Below are 23,950 nucleotides of genomic sequence, written 5' to 3' on the forward strand. Positions count from 1 at the left end.
GCCCTGTAGATGCTCTAGCCGGTGATTTTGTGCCGCGCACTGAATAGTGCTACACACCCGCGAATTTCTATTTTGTACTCCTTAAATCGACTGGCAAGAAATGTATTAAGGTCCTCTTCACAATCCTGAGTATTAGAAAATATTCCTTTCTTATTGTAGATAGCTATTAACTTCTTGGCTGCCCCACTTTTCGGTACTCCTTCAGACAGGATGGTGGAACCAAAGACGGTGCCTGAATCCGATAGCAGGGTTGCGACATTATCCAGCGCAACCAGTTTTTCTGATAGCTTGCCGGGAAGGCAGTGAAATAGATAATTTAAGGAAATTGAATCAAAAACTTCAGTCTCTAAAGTAATTTTATCCAGGACATTGCAGCGGAACTGTGTTGGATTATACCGGGCCACTCTTTGCGCTGAGATATCCAGGCTGTTTTGATTCAGGTCCATCAGGGCGAGGCGGACTTTGTCGGAGGGGAAATGGCACCTGTCCATAAAATAGCCCGTTCCAACACCTACATCCAAGTGGTTGGAGGATATATTTCGATTGAAGTGCTCTAGTATTCCAGGAGTTGGGCACTTCCAAATAAAGCGGTTTGATATGCCCAGAACCCACATATCATAAAGCCAAAGTACGGGTTTGGAATAGACAGCTTGGCCTTGTTCGACCTCTTTAGTGATTGTCACTTCAATCTCCAATGTATGACTGTTGTGCGGCTTTACCAATAAAGGAGAGGGGATGTATCTACAGTGTATTTCGAGAGTATTGTTTTCACTCTCTTCAGCCCCAGTAGCAAGCCGCTTATTATTGTTCTATGGTACCACCTAATGTGGTGCTAAACAGCTGAGTGTTTCACAGAGGATCTCTAATCGCTGCAGAGTTCTTTAGTGGCACATTCTCACTCATCAAACAGGCTAAAGTCATACTCCTGCAAGCGCTCTTGTGCAAAGTTCAAAAACACGTCAATTTTCTTTGAATCTTTTCGCTTTACTTTATAGATAGCGCCTACAGTTTTATCTTTTCGCTCCAAGTCAGGGAGTACCTCTACCAGTCGCCCCTTTTTGATATCCCGTTGGCAAAAATAGGAGGGAAGCTTGGCAATGCCATTCCCGTTTAATGCGGCTGCTCGGGTATGGAAAGTTTTATTGGAGATTAAATTTCCATTGAATTGATAGAACTTCCCATCAATTGACCAGCCATCTTCCAGGCCGTCAAGGCGGGTTAGCATGATGTTGTGTTGGCTGAGCTCGGCAATGGATTTGGGGCAGCCGTGTTCTTCCAGATAGGTCGGCGCGGCAATAAAAATAGGGCGGATACTAAATAGGGGCTGGGCGTAAAGCTGGCAATCGGGCAGGGTTTCCCAGACGCGAAAAGCAATGTCGATATCGTCCTCGATTAAATCCAGGTGATAGGGGCTGAAGATAAGCTCCAAGCTGAAATCGGGGAATGCTTTCTGAAAGTCATTGCAGATATGACTGAATACTTTTAAGCCGAGGGTTTCCGGAAAAGTGATTTTTAATTTTCCTCGGGTGAGCGTTGCCGCCTCTGCAATCTGGTCTTCCAGCTCGGTGAATGAGCTGATTATTTTTTGCCCTTTCTGGTAAGCAATCCTTCCGGCGTCTGTAACAGCGATTGCCCGGGTGGTGCGATTGAGCAATACCTGGCCAAGGGCCTGTTCAAGTTGAGCGAGAGTCTTGCTTACGGTGGGCGTAGACAGGCCCAAGTGCTTGGCAGCTTTGCTTAAGGAACCGTGATCAACAACACTGCAAAAAACGTTGATCAAATGGTATTTGTCGTACTCTCTACGCACAGACTGTTTCCTTAAAGCTAAAAGATCTTTTCAATATATCCCCTTTGTTAAATTAAAGTAAATAGTAAACTGCTTCCCCATACTAATCGACCAGGGAGATAAGGCTATGAATCCGTTAACTTGTCATTGTGGAGCGATTCATTTCAACAAGCTTATAGATGCCCTGTTTGTACCAGCGGGCCAAAGGGGGCACGCTGATACTGAAGTCGCTATCCATATCAGCGATCCTGAAAACTCACTGCGCAAATATCACTTTAAAGAGGGGGCTTTGCGGGAGAAGGCATTCTGCAAGCACTGCGGTGCGGAAATCTATGCGATCAATCGTAGCGGCGAGGTAGTGCACAACCCATCAGCAGAGGCAGCCTCTCGGCCGAACTATGCCGGTGTCCTTAATTACGGCTTTTAGCTGGCAGCACCTATTGATTGTGCAGTTTTGTCAGTAGATGCCTGCCGGCTTGCTATCCAGAAGCTCTTTAGGCCTGAGTGGTTAAGTACTTCAGGATATCGACAACCTGTGCGGGGGTCTGTGCCCAGGCCTGGGCGGCACCGTCCACTTCCTTGAGTGCGTGCACCAAGGATTCATCGTGAAGTGTGATATAGGACTTGCCTAAGGCTGCACAAAAGCCGGCATCAAATGCGGCGTTCCATTGTTTGTATTTCTCGCCAAATCGAATCACCGCCAAATCACAGTTTTCAATCAGGTGCTTGATTCGGATTGCGTTAACTTTGGCAGATTTGTGATCCCGCCAGAAAGCGTTCTGCTCCTCACCCAGGCCATCACCAGCGGCATCGCTGGCATCGTGGTTGGTGACTGCGGAAGAGAAGGAGATATCCAGCCCTTCTTTTTGGCAACCTTCGATAATTTGCGCACGCCAATCGGAGTGGATTTCGCCGGAGAGGTAAACTTTAAGCTTCATTGAGTGGCCCTGTAGAACTGGAGACTAATATGTGATTTAGAGTCACATACTAGCACTTGGAAGCTTTGAAATCCGGTAGTTGTTCTAGTTGGGAGGGACCTGAGAGAGATCAAATGGACACAGGCCCTGTGCGGGCAGGGCCTGTAAGGCCCTTTATTATAGGACTTGCTGCTCAAACTGGACGTCTTTGGGGAATTTCTCTGCGGGCAGGCGGGTTGAGTGCAATTGGGCTACTAGCCACTTGCCATCGATTTTCTTAACAATGGCGCTTTCCAACCACACCGCTTCTTTATTGCCATCCTCGGATTTAAAAATGGACTTGGTCCAGTAGTTGATGGTCAGCAGGTTCTCACGCTCTTCAAAATTGATAATGCTGAAGTAGTTGATTCTTTCCAGCTTTGAGGGCTTGGGCTTCATTACGGCGATAAGGTCCTCAATATCCCAGACTTCACCGTGCTCAAGGAGTATAAAATCGTCGCTGACGCCGTCTCGCATAGCCTGGTGGTCCAGGTTTGAAAGCGCAGCAAACAGCCCATCTATCGTTTTAAAACCCTCGGGTTTCTCTACCGCTTGTGCGTTGATAGCGATAAAGGTAAGTAGTATTGCAAAAAATGATCTGATCACAGGAGTACCTCTGTGGTTATTTTTTAGGGGTGTGAAAAAGGGGGGTATTTTAGCCGAGTCGGTCCCTAGTTGAATTACTTCGGTAGCAACCTCGAAAGCAACTTGGATTGCGCCGCAGTGACTGAAAGTCGCTTCTTGGGGATTGGGCCTATTCTAGCAGGGATTACTCAGCTGAGGCTGTGAGCCGATAGGCCTTTCAATAACTGTTGGGCTTTTTTCCCGATATATCTCCCTTGCTCCGGGGACCTTTGGGTTTGGTTACTCCATTGTACCCCGTGCCAGAGAATACAAAGGTAACCGTAGATCAGCTGCCATAACTCCAAGCGCTGATTGTCTTCAGGTGACACAGTGCGATTAAGATAGCACTCCAGTAAACTATTTTGCTCTCGCTGATTCAAGTTGTGTTCCTCTACCAAAACAGCGAGGTCATAGAATTTATCGCCCATTGCCGCGTACTCCCAGTCGATAGCGTATAGCTTGTCAGAGGGAGCCCAGATCAGGTTGCCGCCGGTTAGATCGTTGTGACACAGGCAAATTTCGTCGCCCATCCGATAAGCAGCATCAATTAATTGCGGAAGTTTCTCTTGCAGTGTGTCGAGCAAGTGGAAATAACTGGCTCGCTTGTCGATAAACTGCCTGTAACTTGAGATTTTCTCACCGATGTTTAATTGGGCATCAATTGCAGGGGAACCGTGTATACGGCGCAGCAGATCGGCAAGTTTTTCCAAACTGTGGGCGACATTTTTATCCCAGGGAGTGCCTTCAATATAGCGGGTCACCAAATATCGGTAATGTGGGTCACAGTAAACCAAAGGGGCACAGCTGTCGGAATATGTGGCAGCTTGCAGCGCCTGCTGTTCAGCAGCCCTGTCGAGATTGAGCTGATCGCTGATACTGGAGTTTATCCGCAGCACCATCAGCTGATCGGCGGACTCAACCAGAAAGGCGTTATTGGTCAGCCCCCCAGCCAGGGCCCTGACCACCGTGGGCCGGGCCTTGCTCCAATGATGCCAATCGTTGGGGATGATGTTGCTCAAGTCCTGGCTCATATCAGTTGGTCACTATGCCGCTGCCATTGTTTGAGGAGCGCTATCGGGTTGTTGTTTCTCTTTTCGGAAAATGGCCAACCACTGGAAATAGCCAATCACAACCAGCACCAGGTACAGCATAAACAATACGGCAGTAAGGTAGAGTTCTCTGTCCAGGTAGAGATAGATTGAAGCTCCGTCTACGACAATCCAGTAAAGCCAGTTCTCCAGTACCTTCCGGGTGACCATATAGGTGGTGACGATTGCCCCCAGAGTCGTGAATGAATCCAGGTAGGGGAGGGCGGCACTGGTGTTGCGATCCAGCAGGTAGCCGATCAGTAACGTCAGTATCAGGGTAGCGCCAATAACTATCGAGTGGGTTTTTCCGCTCCAGCGGTGGATTTTCAGATCGTCCTGCCGGTTGCGGTGATTTCGCCATTGCCACCAGCCATAAACCGCCATCAGCAGATAGAAAACCTGTAGAGCAGACTCCATTAACAGGCTGACATCCCAAAACAGAAAAAGATAGATCGCCGTACTGACAAAGGCGGCATACCAGCAGCTGATTTTCTCCCTCATGGCCAGAAGTAAATAAGCCAGAGCCAGTATTACAGCGGCTACCTCCCAGAGGGACATGGCCGCAATCGAAGCGCTGATTGCGGTGCTGATATCCTGGTCAAACATGCGCTTCTCCCGGGGCCAGGTCGCCGTCAATAAACTTACATACAAAAATGGCACGGCCAAACTGTTCGTAGGATTTGCGCATTTCCAACTTGAGCACATCCATCAGCAGATCGTAATCGCCAAACACCTGAGTACTCATTGTATTGGTGATTACCTTGAGTTTTGGATGGCTGTTTAACTGTGCGATAAACGCTTGAATAGCTGGGATGTACTCGTCCTTTAACGGATACATACTGATTTCGACAGAGAGCTGCATAATTCCCCTCTTGATAGAGAGTTTTGGAGCAGCGAAACGCTGCCCCAAAGTCACTGAGTGATTAGAAGGTGTAGGTGCCTGTTATCCCGGCAATCCGGGGCTCACCATACTGATAGTAGGGCTCGGGTGCGTAGCCATTGGCCGGGTTGTTGCCATACTGGTTACTGAAGTAAAACCCGCGCACATAGTAATCTTCGTCAGTCAGGTTTCTTCCCCACAGGGCAACATCCCAGTTATCTCCCTGGTAGGTCAGGCGAGCATTGACCAGTTCGTAGGCTGTGGATTTTTCGTCGTGGCTGTTTGAGAAGTAGAATTCGTCTTTACCCTCAAGCTCCAATCGCAAGATCAGGTTGGGAAGCAGATCGATTTCTGTACCGGTGAAGAACTGGTAGTTGGGGGCGTGAGCGATATCACGGCCATCCAGATCAACCGCAGCCAACACTGTTCCTGCGTAGTCATCGCGGGCATCGACATGGGAACTGCTTTCGTAGTCTTTAAATTCTGCATTCAGCCAGCCAGCAGAGGCGAAAAAGCGCAGGGCGTCGGTAGCCTGATAGTTCAGTTCCACCTCAAGACCAGTAGTGCTTCCGCCGGCAGCATTGGCAAGGTAGTCACTAAATGAGTAGTCGGCAGGGTTAAAGATAGAAACCTTGGCCTGAACGTCATCCCGGTCCTGGTAGAAAGCCGCAACCTGGGCTTGCAAACGATTCTCCAGCCAGCTGCCCTTAATACCTAATTCATAGTTGAGCATATGTTCGGTATCGAACTCGAACATGTCGCTGTTGATCTCAGTGTTGCTTGTTGATTCTGAGATGATTCTGCCGTTTACACCGCCGGCTTTATAGCCTCGGGAAACCGTAGCGTAGAGCAAGGTGTTGTCGGTGTAATGGTATTGCAGGGAGATATTGCCGCCCCACAGGTTTTCTCCATTATCTGCATCGATGTTATAGGAATCTGAGTAATCGGCTTCGCGTCTTTCCAATCTCAGACCGGTGATCAAGTTGATCGCAGGGGTGATTTCCGTAGAGAGCTGGCCGTAGATGGCAGAGTTTTCAGTATCAAAAGTGCTGCGGAAGCTCTGGTTGCGATTAAGGTCCTCGCGCTCCGTGCGGCCATAAAGGCCCACAACCCAGTGGCTGCGATCCCAGAATAACTTGGACTCTTCGGTAGAGAGTGCGCGAAGGTCAATGCTGATATTGTCTTTATCGCGCTGGTAATTATCCGTGGAGCTGTATTCCCAGGAATGAAAGCCGACATAGCTCCAATCCTCATCGTAGCCATATTCTGTATCTGAATCGGCGAGGCTGAGAGTGCCTTCTAGGGTAAAGTTCTCGTTGCCGGACCATTGAGCAGTCAATGCGCCGGCAAAGGTTTCCTGGCGATCCCAGCCGGGCTGGTCAGATTGCGTTTCGCGAGTGTTATAGAGAGAGAAAGCATCGTAGCCGTTATCAACGTCGATATAGAAGAGGGTAACGCCCAGCTTTAAATCGTCGGACGGGGAGTAGGCCAGCTTACCGCGCAGTACAGACTCATCAATATTGCTGGTGTCATCGCGGTTGAGATACACATTCTCGGTATAGCCGTCGGATTTGCGTTTGCTGGCAGCCAATCGATAGCCAAGAGCATCGCTCAAAGAACCACTGGTAGCCGCGGACAGACTCTGTCCATTGTACTCACTTAGCTCGGCGGACACCTTGGTGTTCGACTCACTGGTGGGCGCTGCACTGGTCATGTTGATCAGGCCGGCCAGGGCATTAGCGCCGTACACTGTACCCTGTGGGCCCCGCAGGATTTCCACTTGATCGATATCCAGGGTGCTGGCTGCGAGCCCCAGGCCAGTAAAGTCGATACCGTCGATGATCAGGCCAACTGAGGGGTTTACTGGGTCGATAAACTGGCTGCGCTCACCAATTCCGCGAATCTGTACAAATCGTCCCCTGGAGGCGCCGGAGGAAAAATTCACATTGGGCGCCATGTTCAAAAGCTGGTCCAGATTGGCCGCGCCCCGCGCATCGATCGCGCTTTCATCCAGCACGGTAACACTGGAAGGAAGCTCCAAAAGGTTGGTTTCCCGTAGCTGTGCCGTAACCACCACTTCCTCAAGCCCGGTTTCTGCGGTATTAGCGGTGGCGATACCGGCGAACAGGCTGCTGGCAAGGCTGACAGACCAGGCAATAGGGTGGGTGGGAAACTGTTTTTTCATGGTTCTCTCTCGAATAACGGCAGTGAAAGAGACCCGGAGTGCGACGTGGGGAGGTTTTGCTTTGTCTACCTATTCCTACGCCGGTATTAACCGGATCAGGTTCAAGGGTTTGTCGCGACAGACCAATTTGATCCCCGGACATCTCAGGCAAGGCCACCCCTTAGGTTTTGCGGGCGCGATGATAGCAGAAACTGGGGTATAAAGTGGTAAAAGCAAGGAAGGGAAAGCGCTTATGGATCAGGTATCTTACTTCAGTGGCAAGACGGCACTGATTACCGGTGGTGCTTCTGGAATCGGTGCGGCCTTGGCCTGTCGACTAGCAGCACTTGGGGCTCAAGCCATTATCGCGGATATCCAGCAGGACCTCGCTACGCAGGTTGTCAGCCAAATACAGGAGTCCGGTGGGAGAGCATCGTTTGTTCACTTGGATGTTCGTAACTTTGATCAATTTTTTCAGGTCATTAGTGAAATATCTCCGTTAGATTTCCTTTTTAACAATGCTGGTATAGGGGTGGGTGGATATTTTTCCGATCATAATCTTGAAGATTGGAAAGTGGCGATTGATATCAATTTGTTTGGCGTTATTCATGGGCTCCAATGTGGTTTCCAGGTCATGAAGCGTCAAGGCTCTGGCCATATTATCAATACTGCCTCAATGGCGGCTTTAGTTCCGTCGCCAGCAATGGCCGCCTACTCAGCCTCCAAGAGTGCTGTGGTGGCAATATCAAAGGCTATTCGCCCTGAAGCTGAGTCCTGCGGTGTTCGAGTGAGTGTTTTGTGTCCCGGGGCAGTATCAACGCCGATTTTGCAGGGAGGTGGCGTCAATGGGCGGATGCCAACCCCCATTCCTCCTCAACAGCAGGCAGAAATGTTCGAGCCTCTGGGGCCAATATCTGCTGATGCTTTTGCAGAAAAGGCTTTGTCTCAAATTGCAAAGAACAAAGAAATTATTGTTGTGCCAGCAAAACTTAAGTTGCTGTGGTGGCTGGAAAGATTGTTTCCCTCTTTGCTGTGTCGCCTTTCCTTTAAACAGATGGAAAAAATACTTCAGCCGTTGGGAATAAAATAATTGTATCTTTGGAAAGGCGGAGTAAATTGGGAAATGATAATGTCCTGTGACCACTGTGGTGAAGTTTGGGAGTTTTCTGCTAAGACCCTGTCGAATATTCAAGGGATAGCACGGGATTTTCCTGAGGGGCGCATTACTGCAAGCTTAGTAAAGGCGCTGAGAAGGGAACTTAAGCTGCCCATGCTCTACAGCAAAAATTTTGCTAATCATTTGACTATGAGAGAAGGTTGCTGTTTTTACTGCCAGGAGCCCCTGGGCATAGAAGAGGCGTTTATAAAACACTGTCGGGGCTGTGGAGCCTTGAATTTGGATCGCAGATTCGCTTAATGGAGAGCAGCTAATTTAGAAGCGCCCGGCGTGCCAAATTATCAGCATGCCGGGGTGGTGTAGGGGAATAACGGAAGTGATTACTTCTTCACCAACAATAACCCTGTTTCAGTATGGTCGGTATAAGGGAACTGATCGAAGAGCGCGAAGCGCTCAATGCGATGGGTTTTGGTCAGCGACTCCAGGTTTTCCAATTGGGTTTCCGGATTGCAGGAGATATACAGGATTCTCGGGAAGCGGGCGACCATCGCACAGGTGTCTTCATCCAAGCCCGCTCGGGGGGGATCAACCAGGACGGTGGAGAAGTCGTAGCTATCCAGATCTATATCCTTAAGGCGACGAAAGGGGCGTACCTTATCGATGGCCTGGGTAAACTCTTCACTGGATAGACGTACGATATCCAGATTGGTGATCTGGTTGTTGGCGATATTCTCCTGGGCCGAATTTACCGATACCTTGGAGATTTCAGTGGCCAGGACCTTGCGGAATTTCTCGCTGAGCGGGATGGTGAAATTGCCATTGCCACAGTAGAGCTCCAGCAGATCGCTATCACTGTCTCCGCAGGCACTTCTCGCCCACTGGATCATGGAACGACAGATCTCTCCATTGGGTTGGGTAAAGCTGCCTTCTACCTGTTTGTACTGGTAAGTTTTCCCATCGATATCCAGTTTTTCGGTAACGAAGTCACGCTCCAAAACCACTTTTTGCTTGCGCGAGCGCCCCAAAATCGGGAATCCCAGCTGAGCCTGGAGTGCTTTGGCTTCCAGCTCCCAGGCTTCGTCCAGTTTCTTGTGGTATATCAGCGTAATCAGCGCATCACCACTCAGCGTGGTAAGAAACTCGGCAGAGAACAGGCGCTTGCGCAGGACTTCGCTATTATTGACAGCAGCCAGCACCTTCGGCATCAACTGGTTCATCAGCTCAGAGCCGACGGTAAACTCATCGATGATAAAGGGCTTCTTGTACTCACCCTGGCGGTACATGGCGTAATTGGCTACACCTCCCTCATGCCACACCTTGAATTCGGCGCGCAGGCGGTAGTGAATGGGTGGGGAGGGGAAGAGTTCCGGCTCCAGGTCAGTGAACTTGCTGTAAGCCTCTTGCAGGCGCTCGGCCTTGTTTTGAAGCTGTTGTGGGTAGTCGTCAGTATTAACGCGGTACAGTGCCATATTACAATGCGGTGTCAGTACAAAAAGCGGGCGCGAATTATATAGGAAACCGTATGGCAATAGGTGAGATAAAAATTCCGGTTCATGGGCAGGGGCTTCACGAGTTTACCGGCAGTGTAGTTGATTGGGTCAGTGAACAGTCCCTCGATGAAGGCTTGTGTACGCTTTTTATACAGCACACCTCTGCAAGTTTACTGATCCAGGAGAATGCCGACCCCAGCGCGCGCCGTGACCTTGAGAGCTGGCTCAATCGACTGGTGCCGGAAAATGACTCGCTTTATACCCATACCCTTGAAGGGCCAGATGATATGCCGGCCCATATCAAATGCAGCCTTACCGCGACCAGCTTGTCCATTCCAGTGCAAAAGGGGCGCCTGATGCTGGGTACCTGGCAGGGGATCTACCTTTGGGAGCACCGCCATCATCATGGGGCTCGGCACGTTATCCTGCATATCTGATTCAATACCGCGCGTTGGTGGCGATAGCTAGACGGCTACGCCAACTGCCTGGCAGTACTGGTCGATCAATGACTGGGTTGCGCGGGCCCTCTCGATTGCCTGGATACGGTCAACTTGATTATCTGGCCCTGTTAAGCAGCAGAAGTTTTCGATCATCTGTACCGCCTGCGATTGCTCTATTGGTACTTGCTGGTGTTCGAACTTATCTGGCGATGCCTGCCCCCGGCGAACCACAAATTCTGGCGTATATTCAGGATTGTAAAAGGCTGCGCTGTCTCTCCAGTCGAGTACAAAGTCGTCTAGCTGGATCAGGCCGCTTTCTCCCAGAATGTCCAGGTCCATTTGCCAAACGCCTGAGTCATATCCGAACTCAAAAGTTGAAGTTTGCCCGCTGGCAAATTCAATCAGGCCCGCACCGCTAATAATGGTCCCTGTTTGTGAGTCCCGCTTTATCGCTCCTGAAATTGCCTTTATTGCTCCTGTGGGGCGCATATATTCGACGATTGCACGCATGTTGTACCAGCCGATATCCCCGATTGCGCCAGTGGGTTCTTTGTGTGAATCGAAGCGAATATTGTTGCGGTCCATCATAGAGGCAAAAAAGGCGCTGCGAATTCTATTAACCGGGCCCAGATATTTTTTTTCCCACTGAATAATTCTGGCCGTGCGAGGGTGATGGGTGAAATGTGTGGCATCCATAAATGCCAACCCTTCAGACTGAGCCCGGGCGGCAATTTTGTCGACCGAGGCAGTATTGAGAAAAGGTTTTTCACAGAGAAGATGCTTATGGTTGGCCAGTGCCGCGAGGCAGATTTCCTCACGACTGGTGGTGGGGCTAGCCACGTAAATGGCATCCGAATCTTCCGCCTCTACCAGTGACCTCCAATCCGGGTAGACATTCGGAATCCCGTGTTCGCAGGCGAACTCTTTGGCCCGTGTGTGCCGTCTGCTGGCGACGGAGGAAAGGCTGGCACTGTCTGCCTGGCTGATGGTTCGGGTGGTAAAGTCAGCGATTATTCCTGTGCCAATAATTCCGAAGCGTATGTTTACCATTGATGATTGCCTTGAGATGGGGGCGAGAGCAATTGAGTGCCGGTCTAGTGATGTTTAGAGTAAATTATAGGAGGCGCTTTTGCAGAAACCTTCAGTGATAATGCTGGAGAAAACAAAGTTGTAGCAGTTCGTTTGGATGAAAGGGGGAGCTTAAAAAAACTGAACCAGTTTAGATAAGTCGATAGCCCCACCTTGGGCAGCGATTAAGGCACCCACTCATCGCCTGCAAGCGATAGTAAACATTTGGGTTGTTAATCGGTGAATACTGTGCGAATACACTATTGATTTGATGTGTAATCAGAATCTTTGGCGATATTGGCACAAATGGGGTTGAGATCTACATCGGCCATGCAGGAAGTGAGGACTCTTATTGCAAAGCCGGGGATTTTATCTGACCGCTCGCAAAAGCGGTCTTTACACTTATCTTCAGTATTAGCCTGGCGAGCGATAGAGTCATTTAAGCAGCGCATAAACCAGCTAATATCTGTTAGGCGTTTCCGCCATATTGAAGTGATTTCTTTTAGTGTGTTCAGCTCACGGCAGTCAAGGGTATCGCCTTTAAGGTAGCGCTGAGCCAAACTAGAGGCTTTGAATATTTTTTGCCAGCGAGTAATCACCTCCAATAGAGATCACTTATCAGCAGTTTTGTGTCAATGTAGAGTACCACATGGTAGTGATTACTCATTACTGCATAAGCGACAATATCCAGGGCAAAACCTCAGCTAACTTATGCATACGATTTTCGATCCACTCACGCCGATAATCATAATCTTTCCCAGATACAGTATCCCGACCACAAAGGAATGCTCGCCGTATACAGCGGGATACGCAGTGGTAATAAGGTGTTGCCTCAAGAGATATCTGGGTTCTTCGCGGTAGAGTCATTGATTGCACGCGCATTGGCATGTATGAATATCCAGTATTTTGTGGGTTTGCGCTCTTTTGTCAATAAGGTTGACGGGTTATACTTCTTATTTGGTGGGTGTCCAGAATTTGTTGGGATTGAGTTTAAGTCCTGGCGTAAGAAAAAAGGTTTTAAAGAAAAGGTTGCTATCGAAAAAATTGAACCCTGGAATCTGGCAATCGAAGTCAGTGATCAATATCCTCACGCTCATAAGCAACATTTTTTGGATTATGTGGCGACACAGGGAAAGTTGAGGAGCGAATGGCTCCAAACCGTACCTATTACACGTGGGGGCTATAGGATAGATCGCGCAGAAAATTTAAGACTACGTGCTGCTACCAATCGCACCTGGATACAAACCTGGAAACAGTACGATAAAGCTCGAGAGTATCAGCCACTTGAGAGAGATAAAAATGGTAAGTGGCATTGGTCAACTAAGACAGTGTCGACTTATCGTAATATACCCTGGATTGATGAGGAAGGAATTGTTACGGACTCACAGATTAAGGCAAGCGGATTTGATAATGTTCAAGGCTTTTTAACCCAAGCTCCAGGTAAAATGAAAGCGGATGCCTTTGAGACCACTGTTGGATACGAAAAATCAAAGCATGAGAATAATTATGTGGATAAACAGGTGGGCAAAAATAAAAGTACCGTAGCGCCATTCACGCTAATGAATATGCTGACTATTGAGGTGGGTGCGGATAAAGCCAAAGACGTAGCAAAGAAATTGTCAGAATAAGTTGCTAATAGTGAGTTTGCTAATTATTAAAATGCAGGCGAGATGTCGAGAGCAGAGATAGAGGCATTACGGAAGAACGTGCAAGACAAAGTCATCGATCAGATGGGGGCTGTCGGCGATGTTTTGCAGGGTATTGATGAGGTTACTCCGGATTGGTGGTTGGAGATTGAAGACGATGTGCAAAGTCGTTTGGCTGGTGCTATTGGTGATGATGTTCGAGAGACTCTAGTGAACTTTGAAATTCATGAGCCATTTGATGATCTGTTTTGTGAGGAAATAGTGGAATGAAGCCAGGTTATGATCAAAGTTATCAAAAAGACTGTGAAGTTTATGGTCAGTTCCAGTATTTATGGAAAACCGATGACCCACAATGGATAGAAAAGCGTAAAGAAAATTGGCGTCGCTATGTTGAAGTGGCGGGAGGCTCTCCGCTGAACAAGTACTTAGGAGAGTTTTATGTGTTTGGCAAGGAGCCAGTCAGTTTTTTAGAGGATGAAGATACTGGTGAGCGTGAAATAATTAAGTTTGAGTTCAAGCATCGTATTTCTTACATGCCATTTGAGACAGTTGATCAGGTGCAAAAGTTTTGGAGTGAGGCCGTTACAAAACGCTATGCGCGCGAACAACAGCATGGTGCTGCACGTTATGTTTCAGGTTGTCTGGATGGCTTTCCTGAGCGGGATAAAATGGTAAAAATGGTGGCTGAGGCTCTATTCAATAAAGATTATTTTATGCTGAAAAATTCTCAGCAAAGAGCGATTACCGTTAGTCCATTGGGGTTTATGGTTGGTTTTACTCGAGTCTGGGAGGTTGCTGATGAATTTAAGTATAAATGGAGTTACAGTTGTTTTACCTTTGATTATTTTATGGATTGCGTGCGCTATTGCGACTTGCACGATTTAGTCAAGGCGCCTATTCACAAAAATGCCTTGTCGGATATGTACAAAGTTTTGTTGCGGCTCGATGATACGGAGTTAAGTCCATATCGATTAGAGCTTAAACGGAAGTTAATTGCCGTAGCTAAAGCTGATGATGCCCCTTCACTATTAGCTGAAGCTTTGGAAAACGCAATAAGCGATCAGGAAGAATGAGCTTAGCTATTACTTTTTTGCTACATGCGGACGATGATAAAATCATCGAAGCTCTGAGTTCACTATTACCATCAAAAGGTCGCCCAGCATTTTCTGAAGATGTGAAGCCGGGCTGGAAGCGGATTTTTCAATTAGTTGAGCTTTTATTTCCACCTGATAAATTGGTGAGAGAAAAAAATTATTTATGGCTGGAATGGTTTGAGGCTCCATATTCCTTATTATCGTTGAAAAAGAACTTGGAGAAAATGGGTGCTTCTATAGTTTTTATGCATACTGCAGAAGATCCGTTAATAGAAGACGCTAGCTCAGGGGAGGATTCTAGGCTAGGCTATTTTTACTTGCAAACAGAAGGTGAAATGCAACGCTTGACAGCTGACAATATGTCAGACTTACTTCCGCTCAGTAATCTAAAATGGCTGGATGACACTGATAAGAATATTGAGCAAATTATCTGTTACCTCATAGCCAATTGAAATGTTTTGGACACCCAGTGCGCCGAGATAAATCGGCAAAAGATTGGAGGTGAAAGCCCTCTACCCGGTAAGGTTTAGCAAACCGCTGGGGCCCCGAGTCATGGGCGTTGTCCGGTAACGGCCAGGGTTAAGCGTTGACAGGGGAAGGTGCAGGCTCAGTATTACTAAGAATTATTCTGGACACCCATAGATTAGAGAAAAGTACCACACAATTCCGGGAATCAATTTAGGACACCCATAGATTGGAGAAAGGCGTTAACAGTGTTGCTAGCGCTAGCCCCTGTATCCGTTTCTTTCTGTTTGCTAGTTAAGTTGAGATGAAGTGCTGAAGATCAATGCTGGCCTTAGAAAAACTGCGGTTATGGGTAAGCATGGAAAACAGTATCGAGAGAATCGGAGGGGACTAGCAGGGTGTTGCAGAAAGGTAGTGTCGACAATCATTTATGCCGTGTACCCAGCGTTTATTCAGCTGATTACAAGCGCTTCGTACGGCCTCAGCAGACCCTATCAAAGCTTTAAAGCGGCTTTCAAAGTTTCGGTTGAGATAAAGCCAGTGTTCAGATGAAATTCCCAGCCGTTCGAGGATGGGTGGGATATTTTCGGCGATGGCTCCGCGCTTTCTAGGGTCTAGATGCCGCCCGCTCCAATCGACTAGCTCCAGATAGTGATCTAACTGAAAGGGTAAACCCTTTGGCATATTTTGACGCTCGTCACCCACAAGCGGCAGCAAACTTTTGTGCTGCTCACCTGAGATTGCTGCACGAATACGTTGTTGAATCGATGTGTGATCAGAATCTTCAGGAGTCTTGGCGATATTGGCACGGATAGGGTTGAGGTCTACATAGGCCATACAAGCGGCGAGGGCTCTTTCGTCCAGCAAAGCCTGGGACTTAAACCGGCCCTCCCAAAAGCGGCCTGTACACTTGTCTTCCACAGCGGGATACGCAGTGATAATAGGGTGTTGCGTCAAGAGATATCTGGCTGCTCCGCGGTAGAGTCATTGGTTGTGTGCGTATTTACTGGATGGATGACCAGTATTTTGTAGGTTTACACTCTTTTGTCAATGGTGTTGGCGGTTTATACTTCTTCTTTGATGGATGTCCAGAATTTGTTCTTCCTGATCTTTTTGCCGCGCTGGATGGTAAGGGCCCTGATGGGCAAAAGTTTGTTGAGATATATGAGTATAAAAATATTATTAAAGCGGAGGGGTAGGAGTGAAGATATATAATTTCTGTGAGCCGGCTTTTGTCCACTGTCACCCAAGCTCAATTGACCCCCTGTATGTTTTGGTGGGCGAGGGTGGAAGTTTTAAGTTGATCGATGGGAAAGTAATTTATGAGGGATATTTGAGTGATTATACGTGCTTGAATTTCTATTTGATCCATGGAGAGGTGTATAGAAAGTATTTAAGGTTTGATGAAGTCATATTTTCAAATGATTCTGGGAAAAGGTTAGATTTGCCACAGGAGTTTTTGGATGTAGTTCGCCCCTATGACCCTTTTGTTGGTGAGGAGAGTAAATTTTTAGCAACTATCTTGAATTACCCGGAAAAGTTTAGAAATAGTTTAGGTCTTTTTGATGTTTGCTCTAAGACTTTTGTTTCAAAGGAAATGCGTTCTATTTCTAGTGTTTTGATCAATGGGTTTGCATATGGCTTTGATGCTGAGGAAAAGTATTTCTTTAAGTGTGATTCTGCTTTGCAAAAGGTCTGGGCTTATAGCCCGAGTTTTGCATCTAAGAAGGCCAAGACTCCATTAGTAATTGACAACATAATCATCACTTTCATAGGGCCTGAGGTCGAGTCTCGCCAGCTGGTTAAAGGTCGTAGTCATTGTGTTTTCGGTGGTGGTGTGTTGGTTGGGCTAAACGATGAAGATGGCAGCTTGATATGGAAGTATGAAGTATCCAATGCGGTGGACAGCTATCAATTATTTGGCGGTGTGCTTTATGTAGTATCGTTAAATGAGATCTTATTGATTAACACTGCTAATGGGGAACTGATCAATAGTATTGATACAGAAACCTCAGTACCTGTTGATCGTTTCTTTGGTCCATCCCTTTACATAGACAACTCTACTATTTATTACAGTCATTATGACGATGGTGTGATTCTGGTTTTCGATAGAGGAAGTTTAGCCTTACTGCGTCGTATAGAAATGCCCACTGGTTATCATGTTCGAGGCCATGACTTCCATGATAGAGTCTCAGGTAAGCAGTATTTTTCTCTGGTTACTCATACACAGTATGTTGCTCAAGGCCCAGTATTGGAAGTTGACCCTCAAAATTTAGATGAGGTGCTGGAGTTTGAATCGAAGCCTGACATGGATATCAAGTTAGACTACTCGCCAGATAATACCGCGGAGAAAGAACTTGTTATCAGAATTACCTGCGAAAGTCTGGATGATGCTCTACGTTTTGGTGAAATCTATACTCGTGATGAAGCCCAGCGTTATAGTTTCAACTATATGGAGATGAGGTTTCAGGACAGGCCCTTTACTCCTGAGCCGAGTTTTAATGGCATTATCCGGTTTCAATATTCAGGCTGTAGCCAATCGAAGGAGTTGGTTGAAGAGCATCTGAGCGTTATGGAAAAACGTTTTTCAAAATGGGCTGAAGATAGAGGTTTTTATTCGTGTACGGATAAAAATCAGCTGACTCAACTTAAAGCAGAGTATGTTGCCTAGCATAGATTAAGAAAATTATTCTGGACACCCATAGATTTGATGCCGTGCGAGATGACCTGCGTTTTGTTGGGGAGTTTAGCCAGGAAGGTGATGATGAAAATACCGCTTTGGCTGAATGGTTAGCTGTATTGCCAAATGACGTGCGGGAGTATTTTTTAACTCAGGTTTCGGTGGGATGTGAAGAAGATTAATGCCAGGTTTTATCGAACGAAGTGATCAGTAGTTTAGCCTGTCTAGGCTTTGATGAAATTGCTGATGTGACCGTTGCAGAGGATTAGATATGTTGATTTCGCCCGATTTGGAATTTACAAAAGACCCTCAATGGATATCTCAGCGCTTAGAGCGTTGGAAGCCCATTGAAGCATTCTTAAAAGAGGACAATCGCCGAGAAAGGTTTTTAAAAATAAAAAATGCTTTTTTAACTGGGGTATGTGAAGATTTTGGGTTGGCCCGTGGAGGATCTATTGTCTTATATTTTCCTTTGCAAGAAGCAGAGGGCTGGGACTTTGCTTTTATGGATGAAAGGATAAAACCTGAGGCATTTAAGCGGTATTTTTACAATAGTCTAACAAGTGATTATGAAGAGTTTTTTTGGGATCAGGAGTCACGGTTAAGATTCTTTGATTATTTTCACCCTAAAAGCTATCAGTCAGTAATTAAAAGCCGGGTTCCTATAGGTCGTAATCAGAAAATTATAGAGTTAAAAATTGATCTATATGATTTATTGGCTAAGCAGTTATCTGGGTTAATCTTATATGTTGAAGATGGTTTTTATACTCCTATCATTGATCGACAAGCCTATTTTTTCTCCGGCTTAGATAAAGTGGGTGATGTAGGTCCTCATGGGGTAGGGCCCGCACCAAAGTGCGGGAGAATTATAAAGCGTCTATTAAAGGCTAGATTTCAATTGCTTGGCCAAAAGGTGGGTGAAAAAGAAGGTAAAAAACTTGAGTTTTTAGATGAGCTGTACAGTCATATTGCTAATAACCCAGTAGACCCTAGTATTAAAAAAATCTGGCAAGAAGTGATTGCTGAGTATGAGTGACAATCAATTTGCTATTGATATTAATATCCCACAGGCCCAATTGTCAGACTGGGTAGTTTTAATTCAAGGTTTGTGTGATGGACAGCTGGGCGCTTACCTCGAAGAGCGGTTGGAAGCTCTTAACCCAGACTCCCTGGCTTTAATGGATAAAGTGCTGGACGACTGGTGTAACTATAGTCGTCCTACTTTTTATGAATTTGAACAGCAGGGTAATCGGCTACGCTGTCACGCTGAGGGCCCAACCGGATTTCACCGCGATCTTGAAGTTTTTCGTGAGGCTTTGGTACTTTGTGGGGCAACAGTTAACGTGGATGATAAGAGTTTGTTGGAGCTTTAGGGGTACACGATTTGGACACCCCGTGCGCCGAGTTAAATCGGCAAAAGATTGGAGATGGAAGCCCTCTGCCCGGTAAGGTTTAGCAAACCGCTGGGACCCTGAGTCATGGGCGTTGTTTGCAGCACATATGGATTTGAGCCTTAGAGGCAAATAACTCGCAAATAAGCACTGACCTTATATGGTGATTAGATAAAATCCATTTAGGTGGTCTGCCGGCCAGGTTGTTTCGAGCTTACCTGGCCAGGTGTAGTGAGGGGGTCACAAGCAGTTGGTCGGCTTAGGTAAGCCGGCAATTTTACTGGCCACTTTAGCTGGGCTTGGGGGGAAGAGCTGCATCAAGTAAATACTGCGGCCCTTTTCTGCGCCGAGATGCTGGCCAATATATTTCACCAGCGGGCGCATAGCGGGGGAGAGTTCAAACTCGCGGTAAAATTCTTGCAGCAGCTCAATAACTTGCCAGTGCTCCTCGGTTAACTCGATGTCCTCAGCCTTGGCTAACTGAAGGGCGGCGTCCCGGCTCCAGTCGCTGAGGTTGCGTAGGTAACCCTCTTTGTCCAAGGGGATTTCCTGGCTATTGACTACTAGGTTGCTCATTTTTTGTTACCGAAACCAGCTGACTATGGGGTGATGCTCGGTACAGAGCTGTACCCAGCGCGCATCATCAATCATTTCCACTCTATCCATGTTTGCTGCAAGTTGCTGCTGACCACGGGCAGAGGTGTCTGCTTCAAGGCAGAAAATTTGGGTACTTGGCACTGTTTCCAGAACCTCGTGCCTCAGCGCATAGACACCGTCTTCAATAAGCAGGAGCGAGTCATCCTGGGCAAAAGCACCCAGGCATTCCTTAAGGGCACTGCTGGTATAGGGGGATTTACTGACAATATGCAAAGTCATATCAGAAACTCAATACGGTGGGGTAGGCGGCGATCAGTGAGCCGGTATCTTTTACGGCTTTAGTCTCTGCGCCGGCAACCTGGATCTGCTCCAGGGTGATATTGCGTTCAGCAAGGCTTTCCTCACAAACGAAAAACTGCTCAATGCCAAACATCGGCAGAGCCTGCAAATTGCGTCGCAGGCTTTTCTGGCCGATATCCGCAGGTGATTGCTGGTCCAGCAATTGGAATACCCCATCGCCGAGAAATAGCAGGTCCATGTCCTGTTCCATCGCCGCCGCTGCCAGTACGGCTTCGATACCTTCTCGTGCCAGGGCATTGCCGTAGGGGGCGGTGCGGCATAGGGCCAATGATTTAGTACTCATGCTCAGCCTCCAAAGGTAATCAGGCGATCGGAGTTGGCGACAGCGTCGGTTAGTTGGCCGAGTCCAGCCAGCTCAAAGCCCTCTGCCAAGTTGGCGGCGGGTCTTTCCAGGCGCTCGGCCTCTCGCTGATTCAGCACACCGCGCCGTTGCGCAGCGGCAATACAAACTACCAGGTCCAATTGGTGCTGGTGGCCCAGTGCCTGCCACTCTGAAGTCAGGTCAGTTTCGTCCTGGGGAGGGGCGGCAATGGCATTGCTGTTTTGTACGCCGTCGCAGTAGAAAAACACTCGATAAATTTCGTGGCCTTGCTCTAGGAGGGCTTTGGCAAACCGGAGTGCACTGGATGAAGACTGGGTGCTGTGGGGGGCTGAGTAGATGGCTAGGGAAAACTTCATAGGGGGCCAAATAGTAAAATGCCCCGCGGTGCGGGGCATTGTGACTTGCTCAACAAAGCTGTTGCTTAGTCGTCAGAAGATGCGAATCCAAAGATGTGCAGCAAGCTGGTGAACAGGTTGAAGATGTTCAGGTACAGGGAGGCGGTAGCCATCAGGTAGTTGGTCTCGCCACCGTTGATGATGCGGCTGGTGTCGTACAGGATGAAGCCAGACATCAGCAGGGCAACAACGCCGCTCAGGGCCACGCTAAACAGCGGCATGTGGATGCCGAAGAAGCCAGCGATGATAACGCCCAGGAAACATACCAGTACTGCGATCAGGCCAACGGCCAGGAAGCCGCCCATAAAGCTGAAGTCTTTGCGGGTAGTCAGTACGTAGGCAGACAGGGCAAAGAAGATCAGGGCAGTGGTGCCCAGGGCTTGCATAACGATCTGGCCGCCGCCAGCCATGCCCAGGAAGTGGTTAAGCATTGGACCAATGGAGGCACCCAGCAAGCCGGTAAATGCGAATACAACACCAACGCCTGCGGCGGAGTTTGCTGTGCGCGGTAATACGAACCAGATGAGGGCCAGGGCTCCGAGGGAGCAGACCAGGCTCATGCCACGACCCATGCCAATAGACATGGAAATACCGGCGGTAATGGCACTGAAGAGAACGGTCATTGCCAGTAGGGCATAGGTATTGCGCAACACCTTCGCCGATTCCGAGCGATCCAGTGCGCGGGTTTGAGTATAAGCTTGCGGTTGCATTTAGCGACTCCTGCTATTAAGTGATAGAAGAATCATATAGCTCGCAGTGGGGACCTTCAAGTCGGGAAAACCCTTTTAGCGTCCGTCTGCCAGTCTCTATGAATTCACAAAAACCCTATATTTTTAAAGGATTTATTCAAATATTCTCCGCTTATTGTGGGGGCTCTGGGGCATTTTTCAAGTGTTATCGCTCGGGTTGGAGGGTGCGAAGAGTGTGGGGCTCGATAAACCGAGATCGATTACTTTCCACCCTTGATGGGTAGGTCGATATCCACGATCAATGGCAGGTGATCTGAGGCTTGTCGGGTCAGCGATGTCCTGGGCACCCGCACCCGTTTCACATTGAGTCCGGCACTTAGGAACATGTGATCAATACGGACCTTTAGGAAGGTCCCTTTGGGGTTGTGGCGGGGCGCCTGTTCCTGGGCATCTCGGAGGTAGCCCCCGAGTCGCTTGCACTCGGCAGAGTTGGGTAGCGCGTTGAAGTCTCCCAGTAGCACTCGCTCTCCGGTGCAGCGGGGATTGCTGAGCCATTCGGGGCCGAGAAGGGCATCCACCTGGCGCAGCCGCTCTGCACGGGATAACCCCAGGTGGGTGTTGATAATCTGGATAGGTTTGCCATTGGCTTCAATTTCCACCCAAACAGCTCCACGCGGTTCGTCTGCAGCGGGGTTAAAAAGTCTCCCTTTGCCAGAGGGAGGGCCGGGCAAAATCCCTTTCTTGATGAGCCGGGCGGGGAGATGGGTGAGGATCGCATCACCGTAGCGTTCCTCTTTCATATTTATAGTGGGCTGGAAGTGCAGGTCCATTGCCAGTAGACGAGCAAGTCTTTCGGCCTGGTCGAGGCCTCCGGTGCGTTTGCGCATGACATCCAGTTCTTGTAATGCCACCACATCCGGGCGATAGCGGGCAATTACCCGGGCAATTCGCTGTGGGGAGAGCTTGCCATCTAGCCCTCGGCAACTGTGCACGTTGTAGGTCATGATGCGCAAAACAGTTTTTGGCATCCTGTGGTTATCTACTTTCATGGGGCGGGCGCCACGGAGGTAGGCACGGGCTGTGGAGCGCAGATCCTGCGGGCGCCAGTAGCCCCGACTGGGGTCTGGGGGTTGGATATCCTCTGGCATCAGGGCGAAGGCATGGGTCTCATTGGGGCCTGAGCCGCCGTGACTGCCATTTTCCATGGCGAAAGTCATGGGTTGCCGCATACCGGCACACCAGCCGTACATCATAAAGTCGCCAGAGTCTGGGTGCCGGCACAGGCTGGCCATATCCTCTGCGGCTTCAACCGGGTAGGGGTGTTCGTCCCCCATCAATTTGCGGCCGTCTTCAGGAAGCTTGATGGGGCCATCTTTCCACCACCCATGCACTGGTGAGGAAGCGGGGGAGGATGGGTCTTCCAGATAGAGTACTAGGGGCACTTTGGCTTGCTCCACCATCCTTTTGGCGGCATCTGCCCGGCTGGTACCGTTCAGGTCTATGTTGTACAGCATCGCGATTGGGCCCAGGGCCGCTATGGCAGTAGGCGTTCTATCGCCCTCTTGAGTGGATTCCTCCTCGATGCTGCTTTTGTCCATCCACTCACTGCCGAACAGGCGAGCTCTTTCGAAGCGGACTTTTTTGGGGATGGTGGTAGATTTGATCTTCGGCGCTGAAGGTAAATTGGATAGAGCTTCCGAGAGGGCATCGCCAAGGCTGCGCCCGTTGACCTCTTCATAGGCCACTGTTTGTTCCTGGCCGTGGTCTGAAAAAATCCACACATCGTAGTGCCGCCGTTCGGAGCTGTGTGCAGCCTTCCAGATTTTGGCTATCGCACTATCTATGCCTTTTAGCACCCAGTGCGCGAATGCTGACTTTGGCCCGCGCCGGTGTGATTGCTCATCGTAACCGAGCAGGTTGATATAAATAATCGGCAGGCCGCGGGTGATATCAACTTTTACCCCCATGGTGCACAGCTCTCTAGTGAGAATGGTGATGCCTACCCGTGTGGGGATAAACAACAACTCCTTAATCAGGTTTTGGCCGGCGATAATCCCGCGTATGCAATCAATCAGGGATAGAACCAGTTCAATCAAAATTAATGCAGTGGTGCGAACAAGGCTCCAAATATTGGTGACAATCAGGATGGCGATTGCCATGGGGCTGGCTTCGCGTAGGGCCGGGCCCCATCCCTGGTCGGCGGGGCAGAAGTGCGCTTCACCGGTTTTTGTGCCGGCTTTAAATAGGCTGAGATAACAGCTGCCCCCTCGCAAAAGAGGGTCGCGGTGTTGAGTCTTAATTCTTTTTTCGACCAGGGCGGCAACCTCAGGATCGTACATCCGTCCCAGTTTTTGCGTTTCGTGGACGAGGAAGCCAAATGCAGGTACGGCCTGGCGCACTCCATAAAAAAGTTCGGCCTGTACCGCAGGAGTTGTCGATGGGACTCCTGGGTACATATGTTCCAGGCGATAGTGCTCTTTTCTGATTAGCCGCTTCAGAAATGGCATTCGCCCTCGGGCGAGTGCTTTGAGAAGTTCGGGGTAGGCCAGTCCGTCAATCTGGATCAAAATTAGCCCCGGGGCATGGGGGCTATTTGGGTTGGTGGATAGTCCGAGCAAGCGAGTAATCCACTCGCTGCGACTGAGTCGGCGGCGCCAGCGTCTGATTGATAGTCCGATACGGCTTAACATGGTTTCTG

At 48.7% G+C, this 23,950-nt stretch carries 30 protein-coding genes and 1 riboswitch; of the genes, 12 read left to right on the forward strand and 18 right to left on the reverse strand.

Annotation, left to right across the window (positions count from 1 at the left end; all coding sequences use genetic code 11):
• Nucleotides 1-14: 14 nt before the first annotated feature.
• Nucleotides 15-683, reverse strand: a complete 669-nt coding sequence (locus ACYX4J_RS08180; protein WP_476178326.1) for a class I SAM-dependent methyltransferase — start codon at nucleotides 681-683, stop codon at nucleotides 15-17.
• Nucleotides 684-895: 212 nt separating this feature from the next.
• The gene (locus ACYX4J_RS08185; RefSeq protein WP_476178327.1) at nucleotides 896-1,807 is read right to left on the reverse strand and encodes a LysR family transcriptional regulator; all 912 of its coding nucleotides are present in this window, start codon (nucleotides 1,805-1,807) and stop codon (nucleotides 896-898) included.
• 106 nt (nucleotides 1,808-1,913) lie between these two features.
• Here ACYX4J_RS08185 and ACYX4J_RS08190 point away from each other — a divergent pair, with 106 nt between their 5' ends.
• Entirely contained in the window at nucleotides 1,914-2,213 is a 300-nt protein-coding gene (locus ACYX4J_RS08190) for a GFA family protein (RefSeq protein ID WP_252465752.1), read from the forward strand.
• Between the two features lie 67 nt (nucleotides 2,214-2,280).
• Here ACYX4J_RS08190 and ACYX4J_RS08195 read toward each other — a convergent pair whose 3' ends face one another.
• From ACYX4J_RS08195 to ACYX4J_RS08220, 6 genes are all read right to left on the reverse strand, one after another.
• Complete coding sequence (locus ACYX4J_RS08195; RefSeq protein ID WP_444893547.1) at nucleotides 2,281-2,724, reverse strand: YtoQ family protein; 444 nt, start codon at nucleotides 2,722-2,724, stop codon at nucleotides 2,281-2,283.
• Nucleotides 2,725-2,880: 156 nt separating this feature from the next.
• Entirely contained in the window at nucleotides 2,881-3,348 is a 468-nt protein-coding gene (locus tag ACYX4J_RS08200) for a nuclear transport factor 2 family protein (protein WP_444907970.1), read from the reverse strand.
• A 167-nt stretch (nucleotides 3,349-3,515) separates the two neighbouring features.
• On the reverse strand, nucleotides 3,516-4,397 hold the full coding sequence (locus ACYX4J_RS08205; protein WP_476178328.1) for a phosphotransferase: 882 nt from the start codon (nucleotides 4,395-4,397) through the stop codon (nucleotides 3,516-3,518).
• A 12-nt stretch (nucleotides 4,398-4,409) separates the two neighbouring features.
• On the reverse strand, nucleotides 4,410-5,060 hold the full coding sequence (gene pnuC, locus ACYX4J_RS08210; RefSeq protein ID WP_476178329.1) for a nicotinamide riboside transporter PnuC: 651 nt from the start codon (nucleotides 5,058-5,060) through the stop codon (nucleotides 4,410-4,412).
• Nucleotides 5,053-5,316: a hypothetical protein gene (locus ACYX4J_RS08215; RefSeq protein ID WP_445358152.1), complete on the reverse strand. Its 264-nt coding sequence runs from the start codon at nucleotides 5,314-5,316 to the stop codon at nucleotides 5,053-5,055. The genes pnuC and ACYX4J_RS08215 overlap by 8 nt, the downstream gene beginning before the upstream one ends.
• Nucleotides 5,317-5,377: 61 nt before the next feature.
• Nucleotides 5,378-7,519 (reverse strand): TonB-dependent receptor, encoded by a 2,142-nt coding sequence (locus ACYX4J_RS08220; protein ID WP_476178330.1) that lies wholly within the window; start codon nucleotides 7,517-7,519, stop codon nucleotides 5,378-5,380.
• Between the two features lie 55 nt (nucleotides 7,520-7,574).
• Nucleotides 7,575-7,690: riboswitch (TPP riboswitch) on the reverse strand.
• A 61-nt stretch (nucleotides 7,691-7,751) separates the two neighbouring features.
• On the opposite strand from ACYX4J_RS08220, the gene ACYX4J_RS08225 reads away from it, so the two are divergent.
• The gene (locus ACYX4J_RS08225) at nucleotides 7,752-8,588 is read left to right on the forward strand and encodes an SDR family NAD(P)-dependent oxidoreductase (RefSeq protein ID WP_444933493.1); all 837 of its coding nucleotides are present in this window, start codon (nucleotides 7,752-7,754) and stop codon (nucleotides 8,586-8,588) included.
• A 407-nt stretch (nucleotides 8,589-8,995) separates the two neighbouring features.
• Here the strand turns inward: ACYX4J_RS08225 and trmA are convergent, their stop codons facing one another.
• A complete protein-coding gene (gene trmA, locus ACYX4J_RS08230; protein WP_476178331.1) occupies nucleotides 8,996-10,084 on the reverse strand; it encodes a tRNA (uridine(54)-C5)-methyltransferase TrmA in 1,089 nt (362 codons plus the stop codon).
• 53 nt (nucleotides 10,085-10,137) lie between these two features.
• Here trmA and ACYX4J_RS08235 point away from each other — a divergent pair, with 53 nt between their 5' ends.
• Nucleotides 10,138-10,542, forward strand: coding sequence for a secondary thiamine-phosphate synthase enzyme YjbQ (locus ACYX4J_RS08235; RefSeq protein ID WP_476178332.1), 405 nt, complete (start codon nucleotides 10,138-10,140; stop codon nucleotides 10,540-10,542).
• A gap of 27 nt (nucleotides 10,543-10,569) precedes the next feature.
• Here the strand turns inward: ACYX4J_RS08235 and ACYX4J_RS08240 are convergent, their stop codons facing one another.
• Together ACYX4J_RS08240 and ACYX4J_RS08245 are read right to left on the reverse strand one after the other, a co-directional pair.
• Entirely contained in the window at nucleotides 10,570-11,595 is a 1,026-nt protein-coding gene (locus ACYX4J_RS08240) for a Gfo/Idh/MocA family protein (protein WP_476178333.1), read from the reverse strand.
• A gap of 278 nt (nucleotides 11,596-11,873) precedes the next feature.
• On the reverse strand, nucleotides 11,874-12,218 hold the full coding sequence (locus ACYX4J_RS08245; protein ID WP_475709942.1) for a hypothetical protein: 345 nt from the start codon (nucleotides 12,216-12,218) through the stop codon (nucleotides 11,874-11,876).
• A 219-nt stretch (nucleotides 12,219-12,437) separates the two neighbouring features.
• Here ACYX4J_RS08245 and ACYX4J_RS08250 point away from each other — a divergent pair, with 219 nt between their 5' ends.
• From ACYX4J_RS08250 to ACYX4J_RS08265, 4 genes are read left to right on the forward strand one after another with little or no spacing between them, the layout of a single operon-like run.
• The gene (locus tag ACYX4J_RS08250) at nucleotides 12,438-13,241 is read left to right on the forward strand and encodes a hypothetical protein (RefSeq protein ID WP_476178334.1); all 804 of its coding nucleotides are present in this window, start codon (nucleotides 12,438-12,440) and stop codon (nucleotides 13,239-13,241) included.
• Between the two features lie 42 nt (nucleotides 13,242-13,283).
• Entirely contained in the window at nucleotides 13,284-13,529 is a 246-nt protein-coding gene (locus ACYX4J_RS08255) for a hypothetical protein (RefSeq protein ID WP_476178335.1), read from the forward strand.
• Nucleotides 13,526-14,332, forward strand: a complete 807-nt coding sequence (locus tag ACYX4J_RS08260; protein WP_476178336.1) for a hypothetical protein — start codon at nucleotides 13,526-13,528, stop codon at nucleotides 14,330-14,332. Before ACYX4J_RS08255 ends, ACYX4J_RS08260 begins: the two co-directional genes overlap by 4 nt.
• Nucleotides 14,329-14,805: a hypothetical protein gene (locus ACYX4J_RS08265; protein ID WP_476178337.1), complete on the forward strand. Its 477-nt coding sequence runs from the start codon at nucleotides 14,329-14,331 to the stop codon at nucleotides 14,803-14,805. Before ACYX4J_RS08260 ends, ACYX4J_RS08265 begins: the two co-directional genes overlap by 4 nt.
• Before the next feature lie 403 nt (nucleotides 14,806-15,208).
• Here the strand turns inward: ACYX4J_RS08265 and ACYX4J_RS08270 are convergent, their stop codons facing one another.
• Nucleotides 15,209-15,775 (reverse strand): hypothetical protein, encoded by a 567-nt coding sequence (locus tag ACYX4J_RS08270; RefSeq protein WP_476178338.1) that lies wholly within the window; start codon nucleotides 15,773-15,775, stop codon nucleotides 15,209-15,211.
• Between the two features lie 38 nt (nucleotides 15,776-15,813).
• Between ACYX4J_RS08270 and ACYX4J_RS08275 the strand changes: the two genes are divergently transcribed.
• The 5 genes from ACYX4J_RS08275 (at nucleotide 15,814) to ACYX4J_RS08295 (ending at nucleotide 18,871) form a co-directional block, all read left to right on the forward strand.
• Nucleotides 15,814-16,017, forward strand: a complete 204-nt coding sequence (locus ACYX4J_RS08275; RefSeq protein ID WP_476178339.1) for a hypothetical protein — start codon at nucleotides 15,814-15,816, stop codon at nucleotides 16,015-16,017.
• A 2-nt stretch (nucleotides 16,018-16,019) separates the two neighbouring features.
• Nucleotides 16,020-17,489 carry a YncE family protein gene (locus ACYX4J_RS08280; protein ID WP_476178340.1) on the forward strand — a complete coding sequence of 490 codons (1,470 nt, stop codon included), beginning with the start codon at nucleotides 16,020-16,022 and terminating at the stop codon, nucleotides 17,487-17,489.
• Between the two features lie 44 nt (nucleotides 17,490-17,533).
• Nucleotides 17,534-17,680, forward strand: coding sequence for a hypothetical protein (locus ACYX4J_RS08285; protein WP_476178341.1), 147 nt, complete (start codon nucleotides 17,534-17,536; stop codon nucleotides 17,678-17,680).
• Nucleotides 17,681-17,769: 89 nt separating this feature from the next.
• Entirely contained in the window at nucleotides 17,770-18,534 is a 765-nt protein-coding gene (locus ACYX4J_RS08290; RefSeq protein ID WP_476178342.1) for a hypothetical protein, read from the forward strand.
• A complete protein-coding gene (locus ACYX4J_RS08295) occupies nucleotides 18,527-18,871 on the forward strand; it encodes a hypothetical protein (RefSeq protein ID WP_476178343.1) in 345 nt (114 codons plus the stop codon). The genes ACYX4J_RS08290 and ACYX4J_RS08295 overlap by 8 nt, the downstream gene beginning before the upstream one ends.
• Nucleotides 18,872-19,129: 258 nt before the next feature.
• Here the strand turns inward: ACYX4J_RS08295 and ACYX4J_RS08300 are convergent, their stop codons facing one another.
• The 6 genes from ACYX4J_RS08300 to ACYX4J_RS08325 all read right to left on the reverse strand — a co-directional run bounded on the left by ACYX4J_RS08300 (nucleotide 19,130) and on the right by ACYX4J_RS08325 (nucleotide 23,942).
• Nucleotides 19,130-19,465, reverse strand: a complete 336-nt coding sequence (locus ACYX4J_RS08300) for a TusE/DsrC/DsvC family sulfur relay protein (RefSeq protein WP_476178344.1) — start codon at nucleotides 19,463-19,465, stop codon at nucleotides 19,130-19,132.
• Between the two features lie 6 nt (nucleotides 19,466-19,471).
• The gene (gene tusB / locus ACYX4J_RS08305) at nucleotides 19,472-19,765 is read right to left on the reverse strand and encodes a sulfurtransferase complex subunit TusB (protein ID WP_476178345.1); all 294 of its coding nucleotides are present in this window, start codon (nucleotides 19,763-19,765) and stop codon (nucleotides 19,472-19,474) included.
• Between the two features lies 1 nt (nucleotide 19,766).
• Complete coding sequence (gene tusC, locus ACYX4J_RS08310; protein WP_476178346.1) at nucleotides 19,767-20,129, reverse strand: sulfurtransferase complex subunit TusC; 363 nt, start codon at nucleotides 20,127-20,129, stop codon at nucleotides 19,767-19,769.
• Nucleotides 20,130-20,131: 2 nt separating this feature from the next.
• Nucleotides 20,132-20,524: a sulfurtransferase complex subunit TusD gene (tusD, locus tag ACYX4J_RS08315; RefSeq protein ID WP_192879334.1), complete on the reverse strand. Its 393-nt coding sequence runs from the start codon at nucleotides 20,522-20,524 to the stop codon at nucleotides 20,132-20,134.
• A gap of 65 nt (nucleotides 20,525-20,589) precedes the next feature.
• Entirely contained in the window at nucleotides 20,590-21,273 is a 684-nt protein-coding gene (locus ACYX4J_RS08320) for a Bax inhibitor-1/YccA family protein (protein ID WP_444907990.1), read from the reverse strand.
• A gap of 239 nt (nucleotides 21,274-21,512) precedes the next feature.
• Nucleotides 21,513-23,942 (reverse strand): endonuclease/exonuclease/phosphatase family protein, encoded by a 2,430-nt coding sequence (locus ACYX4J_RS08325; RefSeq protein WP_476178347.1) that lies wholly within the window; start codon nucleotides 23,940-23,942, stop codon nucleotides 21,513-21,515.
• Between the last annotated feature and the right edge of the window lie 8 nt (nucleotides 23,943-23,950).

Source organism: Microbulbifer sp. ABM4_008 (assembly GCF_056311705.1).